The sequence below is a fragment of the Halobacteriovorax sp. HLS genome, from assembly GCF_004006665.1.
In the GTDB taxonomy this organism is placed as follows: domain Bacteria; phylum Bdellovibrionota; class Bacteriovoracia; order Bacteriovoracales; family Bacteriovoracaceae; genus Halobacteriovorax.
The window spans coordinates 64788-90370 of sequence record NZ_QOCL01000003.1; the positions used below are offsets into that span (position 1 = coordinate 64788).

Here is a 25583-nt window from a genome sequence, read left to right on the forward strand (position 1 = left end):
TACTTAAATGGGAAACAAGATAAAGCACAAGATAGTTAACTTTGCTGTAACAAGACATTACTTGTGTTTAAGTATTGCCCTCATTCTCTTTTTAATGAGTCTTCCTTTTTTATCTGATATAAAGTTAGACTTCTCAGCAAAGGCCTGGTTTCGGGCAAATGATCAAAACATTAAAACCCTTGAATACTTTGAAAAAACTTTTGGTAATGACGAGGTCGTAAACCTAATCATTGAAACAGATGAGGATTTCTTTAACCCCAAATCAATTAAGTTGCTTAATGACTTAACTGAGCAGATGTGGAAGGTTCCTGAGGTCATTCGAGTGCAGTCTCTTGTTAACTTTTATTGGAGTCGGGCCGAAGAAGATGAGATTATTACTGAGGAGTTCTTAGATTTTGAACGCCTTGGTGACACTGAATACCTAAAGATTGCTAAAGAGAGGGCACTTTCCCATAAGGTAATACCTAATTACTTCATATCAAAAGATGGGAAGAGTGCATCTATTTTTGGTTTTATTGCGCACAATCCAGATAAGGCTCCGGACTATGAGTTGATTACAAAGTCTGTCGAACAGATGCTTGAGAAATATGAAACGATTGGTAAGGTGAAGTTTCATCTTCTTGGACAACCGCCACTAAGTCATAGATTTCAAGCCGTATCCTTTAGTGATTTAGAAACAATGGCCCCTCTTTTGATGTTGCTCGTTGTTTTATATCTTATCTATTGTTTCCGTACTTTTGTTGGAGTGGCCATTCCTACGATTATCATTATCTTATCTCTGGTCACCAATTGTGCCCTTATTGGACTTTTGGGACTTTCTATAAATAGTTTAACTTTTGTTCTACCTTCTGTTCTTATTGCAATATCTATTGCTGACTCTGTCCACTTACTAGCAACTTTCTATGATGAATTCTCCAAGACAGGGGATAAGCTACATTCTTGCTATTACTCATTGTCTAAGAATTTCTGGGCCGTCATATTAACTTCACTCTCAACAATGATTGGCTTTTTCTCTTTAACTGTAAGTGAAATTAAACCAGTCGCAGAACTAGGGCTTCTTGCGGGAATTGGAACTTTTCAAGCGATGCTATTTAGCTATTTAACGGTTATTCCATTATTAAAGATATTTAATAATGAAAAAACACATGAAAATCTAAATGCGAAAATGTTACCTGAGCAGAAAGTACGTAGTTATCTGAGGTTTATACGAAAGTATAGAAAGCTCGTTATAAGTTTATCTATAGCTTTAACGATTCTATTTTCTTGGTTAGCCGTAAATAATACAATTGATTCTAATCCGTACAAGTATTTTGTCTCAAATGATCCTATATCAATTAGTAATCAATACGTCCTAAATGCTTATGGGGGAGTTGGTGGTCCTGAAATAATTGTAGATTCTGGTATTAAAGATGGAATAAAGGATCCACTTTTTTTAAAAAAGGTTGATGAGTTTCAAACATGGCTTGAGTCTCAGGATGATGTAAATAAGGTCATTAGTGTTATTAATATTATTAAAGAGATGAATCAGTCTCTCAATCAAGGCTTAAGTGAGCACTACTTGATTCCTGATAAGAGAGATATTATTGCGCAAGAGTTATTCTTATATACTATGTCCTTGCCAGTAGGTGAAGACTTGAATAATAGAATGGATCTAGAACAAAGGCGTATGAGAATGACAGTTCTTTGGTCAAAACAAAGCTCAAAAAGGTCTCTTGAAGGTGTAGAAGCCTATGAGTTAAAAGCTAAGGAGCTTGGCCTTAATATTTCAACGACAGGAAAGCCAGTTTTATTTCATCGAATGAATAGTTATGTTGTTTATACATTCTTTAGTTCTATTGCTATGGCCTTAGTCTTAATAACCTTGATACTAATTCTTGTTTTTAAAGACATAAAGCTTGGTCTTCTTAGTATTATTCCTAATATTGTTCCCGTTATTTTTGGGGCAGGTGCTTTAACTATTTTGAATAAACCTATTGATATTGGTTGTGCAATCGTTGCAAGTGTAACACTAGGTATTGCTGTAGATGATACAATTCACTTTCTTAGTCACTTTAATACTTTAAGAAAGAAGGGAATGAATACCTTTGAATCTATGGTTACTGTATTTACGTCAACAGGTTTGGCCTTATTAGTGACAACTCTTATACTAGTGTCTTGTTTTGGGCTTTTCATGTTCGCTAACCTAATGCCAAATATTAATTTTGGTATCCTCTGCGCTCTTGTTTTAACAATTGCTCTGGCCTGCGACTTAATCGTTCTCCCTGCTATTGTCTTTAGTATTAATACTAAAGAATACTCGGAGTCGTAATTATTTTATTAAGGGCAAATCTCTCCTTTAGTTTAACTTTATCAAAATGTAGGCCAATCCCACTAGGGTAATCACCAACTGCCTTTGACTTTCTTATTACACTTGCAAGGCATTGAAATTCTATATTGTCTTTATCTCCAATTAGAACACGAACCTTAGAGCCAACTTTTATACCTTTTTCAATAAAACTTTGAATACCGCTGATTGATGAGACAAATGCCCCAGACTTAGATACATCATAAGTTCGTGCCAATAGGCACTTTTCATCATCAATCTGTATCCAAATTGGTAAAGTCTTTCTATGTCTCTTTGGAATAAGCCACCATCTCTTCTCTTGGTTAAAAACGGTGTATCTAAAATTTCTATTTTTGAAAATAGCAAAAAGTATAAATAGAGATAGAAGCGAAGAGAGAATAGGAAGAGACTTATGCATATTAGTCGCAAAAGAATATACTAAGTAATTATTTATTAAAATTGTCGCAAATAGAATTATAGATGAAAAGATCACTCTCTTATCTGCAAAGTATGAATAGATCGCAGTGATGAGTCCAGCACTCATCATAATCCAATTGAATAGACTTATCTGGTTAATTAAAATACGCCAATTTATTTCACTGGCACCCATTTGCAATATGATCTGCACTGGAACCAGAATGATACTCGCTAGAAGGATGAGTGTTATAAAATTAAAAATAAATGGTTTCTTCCTCACAGCTGACTCCTATTCAATTGTAAAGTGACTACAATAACTTTTAACGTTTCCAATATATTTCTTGGCCTCATTCAAATCATGGGCCCTAAGCCAATCTTTTCCATGACTAAGTAATCTACGCTTTACTCTACTCGGTCCTGAGTTATAGCTTGCTAACAATATTGATGTGTATAGTTCGCCACTTCGCATATGTAATGGAATGGCCTCTTTATTCTGTGGACGAGACCAGAAGTATTCAAGATAGTTCAAGTACTTAATTCCACCTTCAATTGAAGTTTCTGGATTTAATTTCCAATCATTATCTTTGTTAATTTTTCCTGTTTGAATATATGTCTTTAGAATGCTTGCTGGCATTCTTCCCCAATTAGGATAAATACTCCAGTCTGAATCTTCCGTTAATATTTGTTGCTCGGCCACTGGAGTCACCTGTGTTAAACCTACCGCCTTGGCCCAACTCACGGCCTTTGGATTAAAACTAGATTCTTGAGCTATAAGACCAGCAACTAGTGCAGAGTTAATCTTGTAAGACTTTGTGATACTCTCAATTGCTTTTTTTATTTTGGCCTTTTCTTGAATAGACGTTTTTGAAAGTTTTGTCTCTTTCGAGTAATCGCATTTAGGATAAGGGTAATTTTTAACTAATAGTTGATTATCATTATCTCTTCCATAGAGAACTACAAAGTGATGATCTTCATTTGGTGGTAATGTTAGATTTTCAATTTTATAAATAATTTTATTTTTAGAAATAACTTTTGTGGAAACCTGCTCAATCAGTTTTGATATATCTTGTCCATTATACAGGAAAGTAACTTTTGGGTTTGTGCTTATTTTTCTGATGTCATTTATAATTATTTTAAAATCTTTTGAAGCGTGAAGCGCCTGGTATTTTGGAATATAGCTAATTGAAGCCCCAATTAATTCTGGACTAATCTCGTTGGTCTCTGGTGCGAATTGAGTTGTATTGTCTTTAGTAAATAAGTTTGCAGGAGCATAGGCCGAGCCGAATGGTGTATATGGACCAGCACAATTAACAAGAAATGGCAGTATAAGTAGTAATCTCAAATGATTCTCCATTTTCAACTAATCTCATACGTGCCGCTTTTTGAATGAATAGTTATTATACTCTCAGCTGTTAGACAGGTGTTTATAAACGTTAAATTTAGTTATTTTCAACCATTTAGCTCACAATTTATGGCATAATAATGAGGCGTAAATTGTTCGTTCATATTTTTTGTGCCTAAAAAATGTGTGTTTTTGGCAAGTATATGAGTTCTCGATGATCTATTAAAGGGGTAATGAGTGGATATACAACAACGTCTTAGAAATGCAATGGATTCAAGTAGTGGTATATTTCTTGGTAAGGATCTGCAAGTTAAATTGGCCTTTATCGCTTTGATATCTAAGGGACACTTACTCATTGAGGATATACCTGGAGTAGGTAAGACGACTCTAGTTTACTTACTATCTCATATCTTTGGATTGAAGTTATCTAGAATTCAATTTACTAACGATCTGTTACCAAGTGATATTATTGGAACATCTATCTTTAACAAAGAAGAGTCCGTTTTTGTTTTCAATAGAGGTCCGATTTTTAGTCAATTAATTTTGGCCGATGAACTCAATAGAGCTTCTTCTAAAACTCAGTCAGCACTTTTGCAGGCAATGGAAGAGAAGTATATTACTTTCGATAATTGTGAATATGAATTAGATGACCCTTTTGTTGTTATCGCAACTCAAAACCCAATTAATCAAATAGGTACTAATCCATTACCCGAATCCCAGCTTGACCGATTCTTTATGGCGCTCACATTAGGACTACCGAGCAGAGAGTATGAAAAGAAAATTATTCAAGGTCTAAAAGTAAGAGAGCAGATTGATACTATGCACTCTTTTATGAATCTAGATGACTTAAAACTAATTCACTCGAAAGTGTTAGGTATTTCTGTTTCAGAAGAGCTCATGGAGTTTTTAATGGATTTTCTCGCAAGGCTTCGTAAGGAGTGTGTTGATGGAGAGAAGTTGTCCGTTAGAGCAGGACAAGATTTATATCTTGCGATGAAGGCCTGTGCTTTCTTGGAAGGAAGAGATTTTGCGACACATGATGATTTAAAATTTGTCTGTCCGTATATTATTTCTCACAGATTAAATAGTTCTTTAGGTTTAAAGGACGGTCAAAGTAAGGTGACTAATATTGTAAATAGTATGCCAGTAAGATAGATGAAGCTAAGAAGCAATAGAACCTATATTTTACCAACTCGCTATGGAGTTATCTTTGGTATTGTCATTCTGATTGAATTTATGGTCTCTATTACTTTTGGTCACCCTTTCGCATATCTAATTACCTTCATAAGTTCTTCAATTATCTTTATGAGTGCCATTTACACAAATAGTTCTTTTCAGAGTATTTCAACTTTGCCTATTCAAGAAGACTTAGTGGAAGTATCACAGAATGTTATTTTTAGATTACCTCTAGAGCTATCTGATAAATTTGAAAATAAGAGCTTTCGTGTTTGCGATGATCAAACCCAAATTTATCGTGATGAAATAGTTACTTTTGATAAAGCGTATGTAGATATATATATCGGTGAACAAATGAGAGGAGTTCATCATATTAATCGTGTTAAGTTATCGACCACATTCCCTTTTGGATTATTTAGGGCCTGGAGATACTTTGACATTGATCGAAAATTATATATTTATCCAAAACTGATCAATTCTAATGAGCTTATGAGTGTTATGCAATCAAATCACTCTAGTAATGAATCCGTAGATAAAGTCGGTCAAAATAATGAGGATTTTTTGGAGCACAAGAAGGCCCTTGAAACTGACTCTTGGAGACATATTGATTGGAAGGCATATGCTAGTGGTAAAGGATTGCTGAGCAAAGTCTATACTAGTCATTGCGATAATGCTTACAGAGTAGACCTTTATAAAGGTAGTAGCGAAGAACAAATATCTACCGCCACAAGTCTTCTTTTTAAGTATTATAACGAATCAAAGGGGATAGAGTTCTATGTTGATGACCAATTGTTATTCAGTGGAAGTGATCAAGATACTTTAAAACAGTCTATTAAGTTTCTTTGTCTATTTAATAGGAATATAGCATGATACGGATCTATATCTCTTTTATCACTTTATTGGTTGTCCTATTCTTCTCTTTATTTCCTATAGAGGTCTTTTTGTACCTTTTGGGCTTAGCATCACTTTTGAGCTTTTATCACTATAGTAAAATTGAACTTTTAAAAAATCTAAGAATTCCACTTTTGATATCTAGCTTAGCAGTCATCTATTTCTTTATCGGTACATGGAAAGGAACTCTTCCTGCAACAACTTTACTTGCAAGCCTATGTTTTCTTAAATTATTTGAGGTTAATGAAAAAAGAGATATTTTCTCATTTATTTTTATTTTGCAGCTCTTCGTACTCTCATTAAGTGTGCAAGTAGAAGAGTTTTATTATTTAGGCGTTATTTTGTTTTCATTATTCTTAAGCTTCTTTATTCTCTATATGAGTGTAAGTGAAAATCATGCCAAAGTAATTGCTAAGAATATTCTTGCTCTAGCTCTTAAATCGTCCCCACTGATTATAGTTCTTCTTATTGTTTTTCCTCGTTATCAATTTGGAGGTTTTTTCTTCTCTAAGAATTTTGCACAAACTGGCTTTAGTGAAACCTTAGTTCCTGGTGATGTTGAGAAGTTAGTCTCCAATACTGATCCATTATTTAATGCTGAGATTTCATTTCCAATAAAAAGAAGTGATCTTTATTGGCGTGGTCAGGTCTTGTCTTTAAATAAGTCTTTTTCTTGGTCTCGCGGGAAAGTATCTGATAATTATCGCTACAAAAGTAATCAAGAACCTATAAAGTCATATGAGGTAAGCTATCAGAGTGTCTGGAATGGTCCTCTTTTCACACTTGATAATACGTCTAGTATTTCGATGGCTTCCAAAGCTATTGTAAGAAAACAGAGGGGGGGAGTTTTTCAAGGAACTTCCGTCATGGATCAAAAAATCCGCTTTAAGGCCACTGTATCTGAACGTGAATCACTCTCAAAGTTTAAAAACTTTCGTAAAATTAATCTACAAGTTGATCAACTTATTAGTGAGAGACTAAGGAAATTTCTTGATGATAATAAAGAAGTTTCTTCTAAAGCTAGTCGAGTTGAACTTCTTTTGGGAGAAGTATTTAAAAAGGACTTCACTTATACACTCGCTCCAGGAACTTATTCATTAGAGACGGGTTTTGATGAATTCTTCTTTGATAGGAAAAGGGGATTTTGTGGCCACTTTACAACTGCGAGTGCCATCTTATTTAGACTCTTTGATATTCCAGCTAGGGTTGTCACTGGATACCTTGGTGGAGAGTATAACGAGATAGGAGACTTTTATACAGTCACTCAAAAGGATGCACATGTTTGGGTTGAGTATATTGATGATAATGGCCATTGGAAGAGATTTGATCCTGTCTCGTATATAGCTCCAAATCGAATAGAGTATGAGTCCGATATTTTCTACGGCTACTTATCAGGTCTAACAACAAATATTGATCAGCTGAGACAGAATAAGAGCTCAAATTTTATGAAATGGTTACAATATATGAAGACCATTTATTATAAGTCTGGAACGCTCTTCTTTAATTATGACCTTCAGTATCAAAAAGATATAGTTAGAAAAATCAAATCTAAAGATTTAAAGGTTATTTTTTCAAAAGCCGTACTTACTGTCTTAGCTTTGTCTGTCGTTTTTCTTCTATGGAGAGTAAATTTTGTTAATCTCATACTATTTATAAATTTATTTAAGCGAAGAAAGCTGAGCTGGAGCGAGTTTAAGCTGATGGATATTAGACAGATGAGGCTCTTGGCCCGTGAAGATCACACGATATATCAAGAGTTTGTATCAACCTACGAACAAATCGTTTATACAAGACCATCTGGCCCTCTATATAAGTTGTCATTCATTTTACGAGGCCTTAAAATGATGGTCTATGAAAAAACTATATAAAATTCTACTTATACTCTTTATTAGCTTTTCGACTCTTGCTGCCAAGAAGATTCTCTTTATAGGGGATTCTTTGACTGAGGGCTATGGTGTTGCTAAAGAAAAATCTTATCCCATAATTCTAAAAGAACTACTTAAATCTGATCACAGTATTGATATAGAAGTTCTTAATGGGTCTGTTTCTGGTTCCACAACTGCAAGCTCATTTTCAAGGTTTAAATGGTTTCTAAAGGGAAAGCCTGACATTCTTGTTTTGGCCTTAGGAGCAAATGATGGCCTAAGAGGTATCGACCTAAAAGCTTCTAAGATTAATTTGTCAAAGACAATTGAGCTTGCTCAAGAAAATGGAATAAAGGTTGTCTTGGCAGGTATGTATATACCACCAAATTATGGACCTAAGTATACTAGTGAATTTAAAAAGATGTATCTCTCTCTTGAAAAAGAATATAAGTTAACTCTTATCCCTTTTCTTTTAGATGGGGTTGCTGCCAATAAAGACCTGAATATTTCTGATGGAATTCATCCTAATGAGAATGGTCATGAAGTTATTGCTAAAAATCTAGTTAAGTATTTGAGGCCTTTATTATGATCCTAGAGTGTAAGAGTGTGCAAAAAAGTTTTTTGCAAGGAAACCGTAAGATAGATGTCTTGCGAGATATAAATCTATCTATTGAAAAGGGAAAGACTTTAGCAATTCTAGGGAAATCTGGAAGCGGTAAGACTACGCTGCTTTCAATCCTTTCTGGGATAGAGAAGTCAGACGCTGGTAGTGTCATTTTTAATGGCGAAGATATAACAAATTACACTCAAGAGCAGCTTACTAAAGTTCGTTCTCAATCTATTGGTGTTATTTTTCAACAATTTCATTTGATTGAACATTTGAATGCTCTCGAAAATGTTTCTCTACCTTTAGAAATTCTTGGAGACAAGAATGCAGTGCAAACTTCCTTAGCATTATTAGAAGCAGTAGGGCTATCTGATAGAGCTTCTCATTTTCCGGCCCAACTAAGTGGTGGTGAAAAGCAAAGAGTCGCAATCGCTAGAGCAATGGCCATTAAGCCAGCATTACTGCTTGCTGATGAGCCAAGTGGAAGCTTAGATGAAGAGACTGGTGAGAAAATCATGGACTTACTCTTTAACTTAGTTCGAGAAAATGACATGTCTATGATTTTGGTTACCCATGAGACTGAGCTAGCTAAGAAGTGTGATAATACTAGTTCTTTGGAATTAGGTATCCTCAATCAAAGTGATAAATGATGGTTTTTAAAATGATGTATAGAGAGCTGAAGAGTTCTCCACGCTTTGTTCTTATTTTCATTATAAATATTATAATTGGGCTTAGTGGACTTTCAGTTATTGAAGGATTTAAGGGGTCATTTTTAAGTGAGTTAAATAAAAACTCTCTGAGAATTCTTGGTGCCGATCTTGCCCTTAATTCAAGAGTCGATATTTCTAAAGAAAAAATTGAATTAGTCTCTGATATGTTACCTGGAAATATGATGACTAAGAATATTAGTCTTTTTTCCATGGCCAGTTCAAAAGATAATTCGAGGTTGGTTTCAGTACGAATTGTTGGAGAAGAATTTCCTTTTTATGGTGAGATTCAGTTAAATTCCGCCGAAAAATTCGAATTTATTAATCCATATGATGCATTTGTGTATCCTGAAGTATTAATACAGATGAATCTTAATATTGGAGATACATTTATACTTGGAAAGAAGACCTTTACGCTAAGAGATACTATAAAAGATGATGGTCAACAGAGCTTTAGAATGGGCTCAATTGCTCCACGTATTTATATATCTAATGAAGCACTTAAGGGAGCAGAGCTTTTACAAAAAGGAAGCACCGCCTGGTATTCTTACTTCTTTAAGCTACAGACCCCTATAAACTCTGCACAGCAAAGTCAAATTCAGGATAAACTTAATGATACAAGTATTGAAGTGTTAACACCTAAGGAATCTTCTGCTCAGGTAGGAAGAATCCTCAAGTATCTCAATGACTTTCTAGGACTTGTCAGCTTAAGTGGCCTATTCTTAGCAACCATGGGTCTCATGTATTTATATAGAAGTTTTCTATTTAAAAGAAAGAAAGATATCTCTATCTCTAAATTCTTAGGGATGAGTAATGCAAAGGTCATGCAGGTTTTCATTGGACAATTACTTTTAATGAGTTTGATAGGCTCTTTAATAAGTGTTTCTATCACTCCCATCTTCTTGCCTAAGGTCCTTAGTTCTTTGAATCAATTACTTGGATTAAACCTCCAGTTCAACTTCTCAATTGAGTCTTTACTAGCGCCGTTTATTATTGGAACTGTTGGATCGACACTTATTGGATTACCACTTATTTTGCCATACTCCAAGGCCAGCTTTGGTAATTTGTTTTCATTTGAAGATGATACAAGTGTTAATCACTCCAGATGGTACCATTTCCTACCAGTTTTTATTTTCTTTTACCTTACCGCGATTTATCTGTGTAAATCATTTATCATAGGATCAATGTTCACTGCTGTATTAGTAGTATTAATTGTCCTTACTTTTTCGTTTGGAAATATTCTTTTGAGTAAGCTGTCTTATTTATCACATACTGGTAAGCTAGAAACTAAGCTTGCTTGGGGATTTTTGACTCGTTATAAGAATTCTACTCTTTTTATATTTTCAACTTTAATGATCTCTTCGATGATGATGACTTTAATTCCTCAAATTAAAGATGTGCTCTTACATGAGGTCGAAAGACCGCTTAAAGAAAATGGACCAACGGCATTTCTCTTTGATATTCAACCAGAACAAGTTGATGAGTTAACAGGTGTTTTAAGTAATTCCAATGATCTTCTCGTTATGTCTCCTATGGTTAGGTCTAGGCTAATAAAAATTAATGATCGCCCGGTTGAAACAAAGCTCACAGCTGTTATGACCAGAGAGCAAGAAAGAGAAGTTCGTATGCGTAATCGTGGGGTTAATCTCAGTTATAGAGATCAGCTAGATCCTTCTGAAACTCTTGTTGAGGGACAATGGCCGCAAGAAGTATATAACCCTGAGCTTGACGCTGTTGCCAAGGTAACACTAGAGAAACGATATGCTCAAAGGCTAGGGGTTGGAATTGGTGACTCGCTAGAATTTGATATCTTAGGAATCCCTGTGACCACTCAGATTGTTGGTATCAGAGAGGTTAGATGGACAAGTTTTCGTCCAAATTTCTTTATTCTCTTTCAAAAAGGTGTACTTGAAGATGCCCCTAAGACATTTCTAAGTGCTATTCGTTCGACAAATACTCTAGAAGATCAGAAGTTACAGATGGAGTTATTTAAGAAATTTCCAAATGTCTCATATGTCGATATCAGAAGGATAATTGATAAGGTGAAAATCATTATGGAGAGTATGTCCCTTATTCTTAAATCGATGAGTTATCTCGTTTTCATTGTTGGTATCATGGTTCTTTTTTCAATTGTTGGTCATCAAATCTTGTTAAGAAAAATGAACATCAATCTATTCAAAGTACTTGGTCTCAATAGAGGCAGATTGAATAAAATTATAAGTAGAGAATTTCTTATCATTTCTTTTTTTGCTACACTATGTGGAATAATTTCTAGTACGACTATTTCATTTGTGCTTTCAAAGTTTATTTTCCAAAGTATATTTATTTTTAAACTTGAAACAGTTCTCTTCGCCTTAGTGTTAGTTCCTGCAATGAGTGCAGTAATTTCGTACTTTGGTACGCAAAGAGTTATGAGAAGTTCGGCCAGTGAAATTTTTAGTGAAGTAAGTTAGAAGCCAAAGAAGAAGCCATTATTGTCTTTGGCAAGGCCATGAAGGAACTTGTAGCGATTACTGTTTTGATTGGATAAGAATAGTGCCCCAACACCGATGGCACTAATTCTAACACCTCTAGTATTTGTTGCTTTTACTTCATCTAGTATATTTTGAATATCATCATATCCTTTTCCACCATCAATTGTAGGTGAGCCATCTGATAGAACAACAATGTCAGTCGCTTCACTGTAGCGAGACAGGGCGTATCTTAAGGCACTCCTAGTAGGTGTCTTTCCTCTTGGCCTCAAGTTTTCTAGAAACTTATAGACCTCTTCTTTTTGATCAGATGCTAGGTTTTGTAGAAAAGTCCAGTGAGCATAGTAAGCATTACCATTTTTTCCTGGAAAGTGAATAACATCGATTTTATAGTCTTTTGACATTGAAGTAATAAGCATTTTTAAACCTGCTTTTACTTGTCCAATTCTTCCACCTTGAACCATTGAGCCTGAGACATCTATTAAGAATACAATATTCTTTCCTTTAAATTTAAAGCCTACGTCAACATCTTGAACACCATTGGCCGTAGATGTTTCACTTGGCTTAGCTTCTTTTTTCTCTACTATCTTTTCAAGCTCTTTCTTTTTCTCTGCTACAGTATTTTCTATTTTTTTCTCTAGTTCTAGGACTTGTGCTTTAAGCTGTTCGACTTCACCTTTTAATGCCTGATTCTTTGCTATCATCTTAACATCTTGAGAAGGGGGAGCGAGCTTCTTCGGTTCTATATCTTTCGCTTTCGGTATTGCTACAAATAGAATAATAACAGCTCCAAGTGCCCCTGATAGTAAATCAAGAAAGGAGATGCTGAAAATATTAATTTCTCGACGTTTTGCCATTATTCGATTTCAATTCTATTGATTAAATTTTCAATAATATAACTTTTAAGATTTGCATGAAGATAGTCAGTTTCTTTCATGAGTTCATGATAATACCACATAACAATAATGCTTAAGATTAGACTAATGAGAGTAGTATCAAAAGCTACACCTAGAGTCGCAGTTATGAGATTCATATCACCACTATTTGCGATCATTAGGGCCTGGGAAATACCAAGTACAGTACCCACAAAACCAATAGATGGAATAACCCATGTCAGATATTTAATATTTGACTGATCGGATTCTGAGATTTCTTTATTGATTTCTGTTTGTATTGAAATAATCTCTATCATTTCAGGAATTGATTTTGTTGCTCTAAACTTTAAGCATGCTTTTTTTACCATTTCAAAGAGAAGGGATTTCTTTTCTAGAGATAGTTCTGAGGCCTTCAGATAGATTTCATTTATTTGTGAAGGTAGGATTAGGTGTCTTTCTTCAGTTGGAAGTAACTTCTTTTTAAAAGATTTATTTTCTTTGGCAATATTTTTCAGCATATGAAATATTTCAAGTAATGACCAAAAAAATGCTATATATGTAAGAAGTTGAATGTATCCACCATTGAAGAAGTCTCCTCCAAATAGAATAAATAGTCTTTTTGGTATTTTGGCCTCGGTCATATGATGACCGACTGACATGAGAAAAGTGAATCCTATAGAATAGGTGAGTGCCTTAGTAAGATGAATAAATTTATCACTAATTTTCAAAATAGTTCCTTAATTAAATATAGTCTATTTTAATCAAACTTTTGAATCTTAGAAAGGGGGAAATTATGAAAATAGGAACGTTAAGTCCGATGAGTCGATATCCTTAATCACCGAGTCATTAGAATATAGTAAGTCATCCATTAGTTTTCTCTTCTTATTCTGAAGGATGATAATCTTTTCTTCTATGGTATTTTCACTAAGTAGTTTGTAGGCAAAGACTTTCTTGAATTGCCCAATTCTATGTATTCTATCAATGGCCTGCCCTTCTACAGCAGGGTTCCACCAAGGATCGAGTAGAAAACAGTAATTGGCCTCAGTTAGATTTAGCCCATAACCACCGGCCTTTAGAGAAATGAGAAATACTACTTTTTCGTCACTTTGTTTAAAGTCATCAACAACGCTCTGTCGATTATTCGTCTGACCGTCGAGATAGCTGTACTTGATGCCTTCTTTTATCAGTCTTGCCTCGAGTAGCTTTAGGAATTGTGTAAATTGACTGAATACGAGTGTCTTTTCACCAGTTTTAGAAATAATATTCAACTTCTCCATTAGCGCATCCAATTTTGCACTCTTACTATCCTTATAAGTTGGATTGATAAGACCTGGGTGACAGGCCGCTTGTCGAAGCCTAAGTAGTGCTTCTAAAATATGAATTTTACTCTTCTTTATACCAAACTTTTCGACCTTATCCATTAACTTACTACGATAGTGATCTTTTAAGTCTTGGTAGATCTTTCTTTGTTCTGCGCTAAGTTGCACTTGTAGGATAGATTCTGTCTTTTCGGGTAAATCTTTAAGAACGTCAGACTTTAATCTTCTAAGGATGAGTGGTCTAAGTCCCTTTAGAATGTTGGTAACGACTGACTCATTTCCATCGGTTAGGTTTTCTCTGGATATTTTCTTTTGACCAAATATTGTAGGAGATAAGAATTTAAATAAGCTAAATAGCTCGGCGAGGCTATTTTCTACAGGGGTACCGGTTGCAATAAACCTTTGCCTAGCATTTAATAGTAGAACAGACCTTGCCGTTCTGGAGTTCTCATTTTTAATATGTTGTGCTTCGTCTAAAATAATCGTATCAAATTCAATTTCTTTTAAATCGTGAATATCATTTCGAATGATTCCATAAGTACAAATAAGTAAGTCGAACTTCTTTTTTAAAAGACTGGCCCTTTGCTCTTTTGTTCCTTCATAGACTTTTACTTTTATTTTGGGACAAAATTTTTCACATTCTCTAAGCCAGTTATAGGTAAGAGATTTTGGGACAACAATTAGGTGTTTCGATCTTTTGAGTGTTCTTAGTCTTTCTAAATGAGCGAGAATCTGTACGGTCTTACCAAGACCCATTTCATCCGCTAAGCATCCGCCTAGACCTAGCTCGTCTAGGAAGTTTAACCAATTCACTCCATCTTGTTGATAATCCCTAAGAACGCCTTTGAATGTTTTAGGTACCACTACAGATGGAGCTTGCTTTATTTTCTTTAACTTTGAGATAAGCTCACTATATTGAGGTCTATCTGTTTTAAGTAGTTTCTCTTCAAATAATAAATCTAAGTAGAGCGAGTGATCCTTGGCAATCAGAAATCTTTCATCTTTTTGATCTGCCAGATACTCAAGATGAAGATGCTTTCTCAGCCATTCCTCTGGAAGTAGGCCCAAGGTTCCATTTTTAAGAGGAACGAGGTTTTGACCACTTTTGGCAAGGGCGAGAATTTGTGGAGTATATAAGCTCTCTTCATCAAACTCGATAGATGATTTTACTTCAAACCAGTCATCTTTTGTCTTAAGCGAAATATTGGAAGTATTTGGAACAGAGACTCTCTTATTCTTTGCAAAAACTTCGACACCTATTTCAATTAGCTTTGTGATGGTTTCATTGAAGTTGTCTGTTTCAATTTTAACCTTTCTAGTAAAGTCTTTATGGTTAACTCTGATGTTAAGAATGTGAGATAATTTCTCATAAATTTCGATCTCTTTATCTTCATCCTTCTCTATAATAAAACGATTATCATCCTGCTTTAGAGGCATAGGACTGAGAGGAGAGTGCCACTGTTCATTAAAGGCACTGGTGAATTGGGCCCAAAGCACTACTCCTTGGACACCGGCCGAAAGATCTAGACTCATTTTAATGATTGGAGATACCTTCTTCTTAGTAATCTTCAGTTCTTTAGGGAGATCTATTTTTGAGAGTTGAGGGTATTTATGAACAAAGTTTTGAATATCCTCATTGGATAAGGATTCTTTTTTAAACTCTGTTTTACCTTTTTTGTATTCACTAACAAATGCCTTAAGGCCACGGTACTCAATCTTGATTATGCGACCATTATAGATTGCTAGAGATAAGTTATTAATTAAGGTGATTTCATCGATTGTGACAGTTGTTTTATAGAACTTAAAGTAGGGGATAAATTTCCAAGAATTAGTATGATCTAGTTTATTATGGCAGATAAGTTTTTCTTTGGGATTAAACTCTAGTCTTCCATGATCTTGAGTCACAAGTCCTTTAGCGACAATACTTGGTAGAAGTATATCTAAACTCTCAACAGGGATCTCACAGTAGGAACCCTTCGTTTTAATTTTTTTTCGAGACCAATAAGTCTTAGATTGTACTGAGTTTAATCTTCTTAAAATCTCCACAATCGCTCTGTCTTCACTCTTTAAATCTCTTATTACAGAATCAGTTAGGACTAGAGATTTATCATCAATAACAAACTCAATTCGAAGAAAGCCAGTTTGCATTTCATAATTTGGAAATAATCTGAAGTATAGGCTTCTTTCTTTATTGTCTTCAATGGAAGAAATAAGTTTAATATCATTGTGATCTACTTCAATTGCTTTTGATAAGTGATCTAGTGTTTCTCTTTGCTGAATATCTTGTGAAAATTGGGCCTCAACAATTGGTAGATCTAACTCTTTTTCAAAACTACTAATGAATTCTATTTTGGAGAGATTTTTTGCCTTAGAAGAGAACGAGTCGTTTTCTGCCGATAAGATGAGTGACCATAGGTGAGCGCACGACTCGGTTATTTTGTATCGTCGACAGTCGCATTTTGTTTTGATTGCTAAGTAAGATTTAAGCTCGACCCACTCTAGTTGGGGGTTATGAGTGGTATTACCTAAAGTATAGGCCTTAAGAGAAATACCTTTGGCATCAAAAACTCTAAGGAGGTTTTGGCTAAAAATCTCCTCTCCTTCTTTTTTGATATCTTTATCAAAGTAATATGCACATTTATTAGAAAAACTCACAACTTTTGATATCATAGTATAGATAATTAGTCTTTTCGATTGAGGTTATATGAATACAAAAGAACAAATAAATGGTGAATTATCACTGAGAACGCTAGCTATGCCTGGGGATACTAACCCGAATGGTGATATATTTGGTGGTTGGCTTATGTCCCAAATGGATATTGCTGGTAGTATCTATGCTATGAAGCGATGCGGCGGAAGAGTCGTTACAGTGGCCGTTGACTCAATGGTCTTTCATGCTCCAGTTAATGTTGGTGATATTGTTTGCTGCTATGCTGATACGGTTAAAGTTGGAAATACTTCTATAGCAATTAAGATTGAAGTTTATATTGTAAAAAGGTTTAAAGATGAAAGGTCAAAAGTGACAGAAGCCGTCTTCACTTATGTTCATATTAACGATGAAGGACGACCAATTAAAATAGGGTCGCAGGAGTAAGTATGAATATTATTAGTGCACAGAATTTAAAAAAATATTATGGAAAAGATCTTGCTCTTGATGATGTTAGTTTACATGTTAAGGCAGGTTCAGTCTTTGCTCTTCTTGGTCCTAATGGTGCAGGTAAGACAACTTTTGTAAAATCTCTACTTGGTCTGGTTAGGTTAAAGTCTGGGGAGTTACTTTTGAATGGTAAGAATGTGAATGATTTTACTTCTCGTTCTGGTGTAGCCTATCTGCCTGAAAAATTTTCTTTTGATACAAATTATTCAGTAAGAGGTTGTGTTTCATTTTTTGGGCAAATGAATGGTCTAAGTTCTTCGGAGCTAGAACAGAGAATCGATAGGGCCCTTGATCTCGTTGGGATTACAGATATTGCTTCTAAGAAGCTTGATGCGATCTCAAAAGGACAACTACAGAGAACTGGAATAGCGACATTATTAGTTTCTGAAAATTCCCTTTTAATTTTAGATGAGCCCTTTTCAGGACTTGATCCAATTGGAATGATCGAATTAAAAAAGCTACTTGCTAAGCTTTCTAGTGATGAGTCTATGACTATATTTATAAACTCTCATATTCTCTCTGAGATGGATCAAATCTGTGATTCTTTCGCTATTTTAAATAAAGGAAAAATAGCAGCTTTTGGGTCAAAAGAAGAGTTACTTCAAGGTAGCAGCCTAGAGCAGTTCTTTGAAAAAACAATCATGGGGTTAGCGTGAATATAATACAAATTAAGGCATTAATATTAAATACGATCATTAAAGAGTACAGAAGTAAGGCCTTGTTGATGTTCGTAGGACTTATCTTCTTCATAATTACAGGAGGTCACTTAGTTATTAAATTCTTTAATGAGTCTTTTAACCAGACTGATGGGGCCACGGCCCTAATTGGAGATAAGGGACTGCTTATATTATTTGCTATCATTGCGTTTATTATGACTTTAATTTCCACAGTATTGGGAACGAATTGTATTAAGTCTGACTTTGAATCAACTTCAATTAATCAGATCCTTTCATTTCCTATTAGAAGAGTAGAGTATATAGCTTCACGAATTTTTGGATCTTGGATTATTGCTTTTTTCTGTTTTCTTTTTTCAATTCTCTTTACTGCAATTCTAATTTCATCTTCAAGTTCTACAAATTTGATTTCTTTAAATATAATATTTGCTCTGGCAACGAGTAGTTTAAATATGCTTAGTATTATCACTATCGCCTGTATACTATCTCTTTATGTACCAAAGTTATTTGCTTTCATTTTAACTTTTATTTTAAGGTACTTAATAACTGGTTCAAATGCAGCTTTTGACTCTCTGGGAGCGAGTTCAGGACAAGAAGCTATTGGATTTGGAAGAATATTTACGGGCTTCTTTCACTTTCTCTTTCCTCGGTTAGGCTCAATGGACTCATTGACTAATATTATCCTTACAGGAAAGAGTGTCGATTTTAGTAATCTTGTCTTCTTGGGACATTATTTAGTTACTTATCTTCTACTCTTTGCATTTCTATGCTTTCTCATTAATAAGAAAGATATATAGAGACAACCTCGGTCTTCGGACCGAGCTTAGGGGATTAGCTCAATTTCAATTTGAGCATTTTTCTTATTCTCTAACGAAACAGCTGTAAAACTCAAATTCTTAATACTGGTTTTACCAATAGTCTTGGAAAAAACTATATTCTCTCCAATTGTATCTTTTAATTGAATAGAAATAATATGTCCGTTGGAGTCTTCATAGGAGAGACTTTTTAATTCGATTTGGTTTTTACTTTTAAAATTAATTGTTCGTACTCTATTTAAACTTAGGGAAAAAGTTCTAGTTATTGAAACACGAGGTTGTTCCATATTTGTTGAAATGACCATCTTCTTTGATACAGATGCTAGGATTTGCACAGGGCAAAGTAGCATTATATAAATGAGTATTTGGTATTTCATTTTGTCCATTTTATAAATTAAGCAAGAAATATGCCAAAGGGGACGTATTAGATTTCAGGCAGAAGACGCTTTGCGCATATTGGCAAGATGCCACTGTGGCCTATGTGACACTATTTCTTTGTAGCAATATGCCACTGCCTAGGAGTGTTTTCATTGCTTTTAGTAATTTGAAAATTTATGCGCCCAAGTTCCTTGTCGCTTTCATTAATAATTTTAGCTCTCCATATTCCTTCAGTGTAATTCTTCTTATAGGAATAGGCCTTGTAGCCCCAGCTATTGCCTCCAGATATATCTAGGGCAATCTTATCACTTTTTTTCCAGTCTCCATCCCACTTTTCCCATTGGACATAAATCTTCTCATTGAATCCTTTTGGAGCGAAAATTCTCGCATAGACATAAACTTTGTCGTTCTCTCTTGCTTCAAAGTCTTGATCTCCTTGAGACCAAAATTTTAGCCTGCTCGTCTCGCTGTAGAGCTTATAGACATTCTCGACCTTTTCAACATTATGATAAACACCTATCTCTTTGACACTAAGTGGAACTGGTGGAATGAAGTTACAAATATACATAACGGTAAATGCGAGGGTTATAAAAACAGAAGACAGGATTGAATGGTTATATGATTCATTACTTATTTTCTTTAAAAAAAGAGGCATTGGTAGTGATGAAATTAATACGGCAAAAATGAAGATGATTGTTCCCGTCACTTTAAATGTTACTGGTAAGTAGATTATAAAAAATGAAGTAATGCAAAACTGCAATAAAAGAAGTTTTACCCAGTCACTGCTCTTTTGGAAAACTTCTGCTTCATTGAGAACAAGTAAGGCCAAAATAAATAGTATAAAAATAAAAGATTGAGTTATTGAACTACTCAAGATGAAGAAGATAGTAAAGGCGCTAAGAAGACCTCCAGCTAAGAAGTGAAAAATATCATTTAAATAATTATTTAAAAAAAGAAGTCTCTTATGTTCAAAGGTTGTATTTAGTTTTGTAAAAAGATAAATACTCAAGCACAGATAAATCAAATGACTCACTAGATTTAGGAAGTCATCGACTCTACCAATTGTAAAAATATCGAAAAGAAATCCTGATAGAAAAACAACAGCAGTTATTAAGTGAGGATAGTTCTTTTTGAGGCCTAGGACAGTTTGTGATATTTTCATGATCCTATTTTAAACAACTTATCCATTAAAATGAATAGTTTATTACATGAAAAATAGTTTATAATAGTTCTATGTATAACTTCTTAATAATAGAATCAGATGAGCGGGTACTTGATCTTCTAACTCAAGGTTTAGGCAACGAATTTGATGCAAATATTATCACTGAATTTGACTTTGATAGTGTCGAGCAAATTCTAAATACTGAGTCCGTTGACTTAGTTATTGTTCGTAATTCGTTCGAACTTAATATGAGGGATATTCAGGCAGCTAAGCTTTTAATGAACTTGGTTTATGATCTTGAAAAAGGACCTCCAATAATTGTTCTAGGAGAGTTTGAATTTGTCGGACAGCACTTTGATAGTTTACCTGATAGATTTAGAATAGAGGAATTGTACCGTACTGTGATCAAAGTTTTGGAGATCACACCTGAGCAAATACAGCATTTTAAATTGCCAGATTATGTTTCCTTGGCAATTGAAAACTTCTTTCTTATAGATCATGCCCCATGTGATTTCTATATTAAAATTGTTTCAGTTGACGGAGAGAGGTTCCTTAAGCGAATTAATTCACAAGAATCAATTGATCGAGAGGTTATAGAAAAGTATCAAAATAATCGAGTTAGATCATTCTACGTAAAAAAAGAAGATCATCCCAATCTTTTGAATCATCTTCTACAGCAATCTCTTGAAAAGATTGTTAAGGTAGGGCAGAGTTCTAAAAGTATCCATGAGATTAACTCTGAGACATATGGCATCAGTCAAAATTTAATCGATGCTATTGGTGTTACGGAGCACACTATTAGATTGGCAAATGCATCTATTGCCTCCATGGTCAAGTCTGTGAGGGGAAGTCGTAATTTAAAAAGTATGCTAGAGGAGTTGTTGTCGAACCCATCTTCTTATGCTTACAAGAGAAACTACCTTATTTCTGCCCTGTGCTGTGAACTTGCACCTTTAATGGAGTGGGGCTCTGGCGATCAACTTGATCTTCAAATTGAAAAAATGACTTTCTTTAGTTTCTTTCACGATATTTTCATAAAAGAAGAACAGCACCTTAAAATATTCTCAAATCAGCAAGTCAAGGAGTTGGATCTACAAACGAGTGAACTTGTACTTAATCATGCAAATAAAGCGGCCAGTCTAATTCAGTCCTTTCCAAGAACTCCTGGGGGTGTCGATTTACTCATAAAACAGCACCACGGGACGACTTCCGGTGTGGGATTCGCTCAGAATTTTACAACCAATATTTCTCCAATGGCGATAGCCTTTATTGTCGTTGAAAAGTACGCTTACCATATATTAGAGATGAAATCAGATGACCTTTTGTCGAGCGATAAGAAGATGGAGATCTTTAATAAATTATATGCAGAATTCAGCTTACCAAGTTATAGAAAAATAGTAGAATCTCTTGAAAAAATTTCGATTAGCTAAGTTTCATTTCCTAATGACTTAAGGTAGAGTAGTTGTCTAATCGAGGAGATAATATGAGAGCTGATACCGTTATTTTAGGCCACCGTGGAGCTAAGGGTGAAAGACCAGAGAATACGATTTTAGGAATTCGTTATGCTCTTGAACTCGGTGTTAAAGCAATAGAAATAGATATCCATCTTTCAAAAGATAATCGCTTAGTTGTTATTCATGACGATACAGTGGATCGAACGACAAATTCACAAGGGGTCGTTAAAGAGATGTCTAGCTCTGAGCTAAGAGAGCTAGATGCTGGAATGGGTGAGAAGATACCTTTTTTAGAAGAGGTATTAGAGCTACTCAACGAGTTTAGTTTTACACTATTTATTGAAGTAAAGTCTCTTGGTTGTGAAAAGCTCTTAGTAGAGCTCATCTCGTCAAGTGAAATAGACCTTTACTCCAAAGTCATTGTGAAGTCTTTCAATCATAGAATCGTTAAAAAGATTAAAGAACTTGATCCTAAAATTAGAACTGCTTGTTTGATTTATGGACTTCCGATAAATGCTGTAAATATAATTGAAGATGCAAGAGCTGATGGTATTTCAATATCCACTTCAACAGTTGATCAGGCCTTAGTGGACCTTTGCAAACACAATAACTACAAAGTCACAGTATGGAATGTAAATGAGTTAAGTGAGTTAGCTCACTTTGTTGAAATGGGTGTCGATTTTATAGGAACGGACTTTCCATCAAGTGTTAATCTTGATTAATTATTGAAAAAGTCTCTAACTCTTTTGAGTTACTTATGAAGAAATGGTCTCGTTCCTCATCAACAATGTAAATAATGATCGTCGCCAATGTCTGACAGAGAATTTCAAATATAGATTCTATTAATTTCATATTCCACCCAGAGTAAGATTTAAAGCTAACTAGAGCATATCAATCTTACTTCAAGGGTGAATTAGGGTTTAGTTAAATTAATATTAAGAATTAATGCTTATGTCCTATTTGACTTGTAATTTTACCAAGAACTAAGTCTAGGGAGCTATATAGGCTATTTGAGTTGGCCTTAGCTATGAATTTATTCTTTCCGTCATTCACTTTTACTTCTGCAAATTGGTCAGAATTTTCAACCCAACAAACCCATTCAACTTTTGCATCCGGTCCTAGGAACTTTTCAAGTTTCTTTGATTTTTCATTTATTTTTTGATCAAGAGCATCAGTGTGTTCTAAGTTTCTAAAAGATATAGTACATTTCATTTGGACCTCCTCATTGTTTGTTAATTAATATTAACGGCCAAAAGAGGAGTTGGAATTGACAATATTATAATATTTTATGACATTTATTAGCTTATGCGGCTAGAGATGGGTCCTTTTGATCGTACTCTTCATATGGAATGGTAATCTTAAAGCTTGTATTTTGATTATTAGTGTCTAAGTAGAAGCTACCACCGAGAGACTCGATAATATTTCGACTAATGCTTAAACCAAGTCCAGTTCCTTGCCCGACATCTTTGCTCGTGTAAAATGGGTTGAATATTTTATCTTGGTCATCGCCTTCAATACCATTTCCGCTATCAGTAATCGTAAAGTGTATGGATTTTCCCTCAATAGAAGCATTTATTCTTATCCATTTCTCCTTTTTCTGACCGATTGCATCGCAAGCGTTGTTGATCAGATTTAGAAATACGTGGCCTAGTTGGGAAGGGATTAATGAGTTCATTACTTGTTGATTAGTTTTATTAAACTCTAAAACGATATTTGAGTACTTCACTTTAGCTTCACATAGAGTCGTTACATTATCCAGAATGTCACTATACTTTTCTTTTCTTATTACTGATTCTTCAAATGGATTTTTAGATAGATTCTTCATCGACTTGATGATCTTGTGAATACGTTCTGTCATTAAAAGAATTTTATCAGCTGAGTTTTCTATTTCTTCTAGCCGTACACCTTCTTGGCAATTATTCTTTATCTTCTTGGCCTTTACTCTAAGTACAGTTAATGGATTATTGATCTCATGAGCAATTCCTGCGGCAATTTCTCCAAGTTCCGTGTAGCGAGATGAGCTAAGCATATTTAACTTCTGTCTCTCTATTTGAGAGAGCATTTTCTTTCTTTTTTCTTCATGTATTAGGCAGATGAAAGTACTGAGTGTGACTATAGAGCAGTACATTACTACCTTTGAAAAAGCGGGGAGTTCAACTATTTCAAAGTCAAAAATTGGACCAAAAACTTTTGAAGTAAGTAGAGCAATTGTAAAAATAGATAAACTTGCAGTTATGTAAGTTTGTTTCTTTGATAGTATAAAAGTTGAAATAATCGGCAGTACAGGAAACCATGACATAATAGGAGAGTTAAGGCCTCCTGTCATTTCTGCCTTAAGAAATATAATTGGAAAGGCACAGACAATTCCAAAGAATACTGGAGTATTGTAGGAGCGAGTTTTCTTTACTAGAAAAAATAATCCACTATATAAAGCACTGGCCAAAAGAGTGATATAATTTGAACTAACACCAGTACCAATTAAGGCCATATCGCTGATGAACCTTAGAAAGAGAATTAAACTAGCAAAGCCTAGCCCAATTTGGGCAACTTTGTATTTCCAGCTCTCTTCATTTGATGTTTCATTTGCGAGTAGTTTCATACTAGACTTTTCGGCTTTAGATTGAATTAAATTAGTATTAAGTAATAATTATTTATATATTTTTTAGGAGTTTTAAGTGTCTGAAATTAAAAAGGTTTGTATCATTGCCGGTTCTCGAATTCCATTTTGTAGAAGTGGTTCGGCCTATATGGGGCTATCGAATAAGCAATTAATGACAACTGCGATGAAGAGTTTGGTCGAAAAGTTATCACTACAAGGTAAGGAAGTTGGAGAAGTATCACTTGGCGCCGTTTCTAAGCATGCCGCGGATTTTTCTCTCGCTCGTGAATGTGTTATTGAAAGTGGTCTATCTTTTAGTACTCCGGCCTTTGATATTCAAAAGGCCTGTGGAACTTCTCTAGAGGCCGCAATCATTTTAGGAAATAAAATTGCTCTGGGGCAAATCGATTGTGCTATTGCAGGTGGAGTTGATACTAATAGCGATGTTCCAATTGAGTTTCAGAAGAAATTCTCAGACCGTCTGTTAAAGCTTAATGGTGCTAAAACTTTTCAACAAAAACTTTCAGCGTTTAAGGGGTTTTCTCCAAAAGAGCTTTTACCGAAATTACCAGCAATTAAGGAACCAAGAACTGGAAAGTCGATGGGACAAAGTTGTGAAGATATGGCGAAGACTTGGAATATTTCTCGCTTTGAACAAGATAAGCTTGCTTATGATTCACATCAAAATGCTCAGAAGGCCTATGATGAAGGTTTCTATGATGATCTTATTACTGAGTGTGCAGGAATTAAGAAAGATAATATTGTTCGCGCAGAGACGACTTTAGAAAAATTTAATTCACTAAGAACAGCATTTGATAAATCTGATAAAGGAACCTTGAGCGCGGGTAATAGTTCTCCGCTTTCAGATGGCGCATCTTGTGTTTTTCTATGTAGCGAAGATTACGCGAAAGAAAATAACCTAAACGTTATGGCATATTTATCATATTCACAATCTGCAGCAGTAAACTATGTTGATGATGAAGGTCTTTTGATGGCGCCGGCCTATGCTGTACCTAAGCTATTAAAGCAAGCAGGTCTTACTCTTCAAGACTTTGATTTTTATGAAATTCATGAAGCTTTTGCTGCTCAGGTTCTATGTACTATGAAAGCATGGGAGAGTGAGGATTTTTGTAAAACAAAACTTGGACTTGATGGTGCTCTTGGAGAAATTGATCGTTCTAAGCTCAATGTCAAAGGTGGAAGTGTTGCTCTAGGGCATCCATTTGCAGCGACTGGGGCGAGGATTATAACTTCCTTAGCAAAAATGTTAGAACAGAGTAATGGTACTCGAGGTCTCATTTCTGTATGTACAGCAGGTGGTATGGGTGTGACTGCAATTATTGAAAGATAA

At 34.8% G+C, this 25583-nt stretch carries 23 protein-coding genes; 13 read left to right on the forward strand and 10 right to left on the reverse strand.

All coding sequences use genetic code 11. From position 1 onward, the window contains the following. Positions 1 to 7: 7 nt before the first annotated feature. On the forward strand, positions 8 to 2308 hold the full coding sequence (locus tag DPQ89_RS05050; protein ID WP_127715829.1) for an RND family transporter: 2301 nt from the start codon (positions 8 to 10) through the stop codon (positions 2306 to 2308). Here DPQ89_RS05050 and DPQ89_RS05055 read toward each other — a convergent pair. Beyond that, a complete protein-coding gene (locus DPQ89_RS05055; protein WP_127715830.1) occupies positions 2286 to 3020 on the reverse strand; it encodes a PilZ domain-containing protein in 735 nt (244 codons plus the stop codon). The two genes, DPQ89_RS05050 and DPQ89_RS05055, sit on opposite strands and share 23 nt — an antisense overlap. A 9-nt stretch (positions 3021 to 3029) precedes the next feature. Next, positions 3030 to 4082 carry a lytic transglycosylase domain-containing protein gene (locus DPQ89_RS05060; RefSeq protein ID WP_164848264.1) on the reverse strand — a complete coding sequence of 351 codons (1053 nt, stop codon included), beginning with the start codon at positions 4080 to 4082 and terminating at the stop codon, positions 3030 to 3032. A gap of 237 nt (positions 4083 to 4319) precedes the next feature. Here DPQ89_RS05060 and DPQ89_RS05065 point away from each other — a divergent pair, with 237 nt between their 5' ends. Genes DPQ89_RS05065 through DPQ89_RS05090 form a run of 6 tightly spaced genes read left to right on the forward strand, consistent with a single transcriptional unit; the run spans position 4320 to position 11781 of the window. Further along, positions 4320 to 5237: a MoxR family ATPase gene (locus DPQ89_RS05065; RefSeq protein WP_241558788.1), complete on the forward strand. Its 918-nt coding sequence runs from the start codon at positions 4320 to 4322 to the stop codon at positions 5235 to 5237. Continuing rightward, the gene (locus DPQ89_RS05070; protein ID WP_127715832.1) at positions 5238 to 6128 is read left to right on the forward strand and encodes a hypothetical protein; all 891 of its coding nucleotides are present in this window, start codon (positions 5238 to 5240) and stop codon (positions 6126 to 6128) included. After that, a complete protein-coding gene (locus DPQ89_RS05075) occupies positions 6125 to 8017 on the forward strand; it encodes a DUF3488 and transglutaminase-like domain-containing protein (protein ID WP_127715833.1) in 1893 nt (630 codons plus the stop codon). The genes DPQ89_RS05070 and DPQ89_RS05075 overlap by 4 nt, the downstream gene beginning before the upstream one ends. Next, on the forward strand, positions 8001 to 8603 hold the full coding sequence (locus DPQ89_RS05080; RefSeq protein ID WP_127715834.1) for an arylesterase: 603 nt from the start codon (positions 8001 to 8003) through the stop codon (positions 8601 to 8603). Before DPQ89_RS05075 ends, DPQ89_RS05080 begins: the two co-directional genes overlap by 17 nt. A gap of 17 nt (positions 8604 to 8620) precedes the next feature. After that, the gene (locus tag DPQ89_RS05085; RefSeq protein WP_241558790.1) at positions 8621 to 9271 is read left to right on the forward strand and encodes an ABC transporter ATP-binding protein; all 651 of its coding nucleotides are present in this window, start codon (positions 8621 to 8623) and stop codon (positions 9269 to 9271) included. Beyond that, the gene (locus DPQ89_RS05090; RefSeq protein ID WP_127715836.1) at positions 9268 to 11781 is read left to right on the forward strand and encodes an ABC transporter permease; all 2514 of its coding nucleotides are present in this window, start codon (positions 9268 to 9270) and stop codon (positions 11779 to 11781) included. Before DPQ89_RS05085 ends, DPQ89_RS05090 begins: the two co-directional genes overlap by 4 nt. Here DPQ89_RS05090 and DPQ89_RS05095 read toward each other — a convergent pair. From DPQ89_RS05095 to DPQ89_RS05105, 3 genes are all read right to left on the reverse strand, one after another. After that, entirely contained in the window at positions 11778 to 12656 is an 879-nt protein-coding gene (locus DPQ89_RS05095; protein WP_127715837.1) for a VWA domain-containing protein, read from the reverse strand. The genes DPQ89_RS05090 and DPQ89_RS05095 overlap by 4 nt on opposite strands. Beyond that, positions 12656 to 13402 (reverse strand): MotA/TolQ/ExbB proton channel family protein, encoded by a 747-nt coding sequence (locus DPQ89_RS05100; protein WP_127715838.1) that lies wholly within the window; start codon positions 13400 to 13402, stop codon positions 12656 to 12658. Before DPQ89_RS05100 ends, DPQ89_RS05095 begins: the two co-directional genes overlap by 1 nt. Positions 13403 to 13465: 63 nt before the next feature. Next, a complete protein-coding gene (locus DPQ89_RS05105) occupies positions 13466 to 16663 on the reverse strand; it encodes a DEAD/DEAH box helicase (protein WP_127715839.1) in 3198 nt (1065 codons plus the stop codon). Positions 16664 to 16697: 34 nt separating this feature from the next. On the opposite strand from DPQ89_RS05105, the gene yciA reads away from it, so the two are divergent. Genes yciA through DPQ89_RS05120 form a run of 3 tightly spaced genes read left to right on the forward strand, consistent with a single transcriptional unit; the run spans position 16698 to position 18621 of the window. Further along, positions 16698 to 17087 carry an acyl-CoA thioester hydrolase YciA gene (gene yciA, locus DPQ89_RS05110; RefSeq protein ID WP_127715840.1) on the forward strand — a complete coding sequence of 130 codons (390 nt, stop codon included), beginning with the start codon at positions 16698 to 16700 and terminating at the stop codon, positions 17085 to 17087. A gap of 2 nt (positions 17088 to 17089) precedes the next feature. After that, positions 17090 to 17806, forward strand: coding sequence for an ABC transporter ATP-binding protein (locus tag DPQ89_RS05115; protein ID WP_127715841.1), 717 nt, complete (start codon positions 17090 to 17092; stop codon positions 17804 to 17806). Beyond that, entirely contained in the window at positions 17803 to 18621 is an 819-nt protein-coding gene (locus DPQ89_RS05120) for a hypothetical protein (protein ID WP_127715842.1), read from the forward strand. The genes DPQ89_RS05115 and DPQ89_RS05120 overlap by 4 nt, the downstream gene beginning before the upstream one ends. A 26-nt stretch (positions 18622 to 18647) precedes the next feature. Here the strand turns inward: DPQ89_RS05120 and DPQ89_RS05125 are convergent, their stop codons facing one another. Together DPQ89_RS05125 and DPQ89_RS05130 are read right to left on the reverse strand one after the other, a co-directional pair. Next, complete coding sequence (locus DPQ89_RS05125) at positions 18648 to 19016, reverse strand: hypothetical protein (protein WP_127715843.1); 369 nt, start codon at positions 19014 to 19016, stop codon at positions 18648 to 18650. A gap of 110 nt (positions 19017 to 19126) precedes the next feature. Further along, positions 19127 to 20179 (reverse strand): DUF2914 domain-containing protein, encoded by a 1053-nt coding sequence (locus DPQ89_RS05130; RefSeq protein WP_127715844.1) that lies wholly within the window; start codon positions 20177 to 20179, stop codon positions 19127 to 19129. Positions 20180 to 20250: 71 nt separating this feature from the next. Here DPQ89_RS05130 and DPQ89_RS05135 point away from each other — a divergent pair, with 71 nt between their 5' ends. Further along, positions 20251 to 21609, forward strand: coding sequence for a hypothetical protein (locus DPQ89_RS05135; RefSeq protein WP_127715845.1), 1359 nt, complete (start codon positions 20251 to 20253; stop codon positions 21607 to 21609). A gap of 53 nt (positions 21610 to 21662) precedes the next feature. After that, on the forward strand, positions 21663 to 22355 hold the full coding sequence (locus DPQ89_RS05140; protein WP_127715846.1) for a glycerophosphodiester phosphodiesterase family protein: 693 nt from the start codon (positions 21663 to 21665) through the stop codon (positions 22353 to 22355). Here the strand turns inward: DPQ89_RS05140 and DPQ89_RS18440 are convergent. The 3 genes from DPQ89_RS18440 to DPQ89_RS05150 all read right to left on the reverse strand — a co-directional run bounded on the left by DPQ89_RS18440 (position 22342) and on the right by DPQ89_RS05150 (position 24232). Next, on the reverse strand, positions 22342 to 22485 hold the full coding sequence (locus DPQ89_RS18440) for a hypothetical protein (protein WP_164848265.1): 144 nt from the start codon (positions 22483 to 22485) through the stop codon (positions 22342 to 22344). The two genes, DPQ89_RS05140 and DPQ89_RS18440, sit on opposite strands and share 14 nt — an antisense overlap. A gap of 90 nt (positions 22486 to 22575) precedes the next feature. Further along, positions 22576 to 22845 (reverse strand): HPF/RaiA family ribosome-associated protein, encoded by a 270-nt coding sequence (locus tag DPQ89_RS05145; RefSeq protein ID WP_127715847.1) that lies wholly within the window; start codon positions 22843 to 22845, stop codon positions 22576 to 22578. Between the two features lie 91 nt (positions 22846 to 22936). Next, positions 22937 to 24232, reverse strand: a complete 1296-nt coding sequence (locus tag DPQ89_RS05150) for a sensor histidine kinase (protein WP_127715848.1) — start codon at positions 24230 to 24232, stop codon at positions 22937 to 22939. 76 nt (positions 24233 to 24308) lie between these two features. On the opposite strand from DPQ89_RS05150, the gene DPQ89_RS05155 reads away from it, so the two are divergent. Continuing rightward, on the forward strand, positions 24309 to 25583 hold the full coding sequence (locus DPQ89_RS05155; protein ID WP_127715849.1) for an acetyl-CoA C-acetyltransferase: 1275 nt from the start codon (positions 24309 to 24311) through the stop codon (positions 25581 to 25583).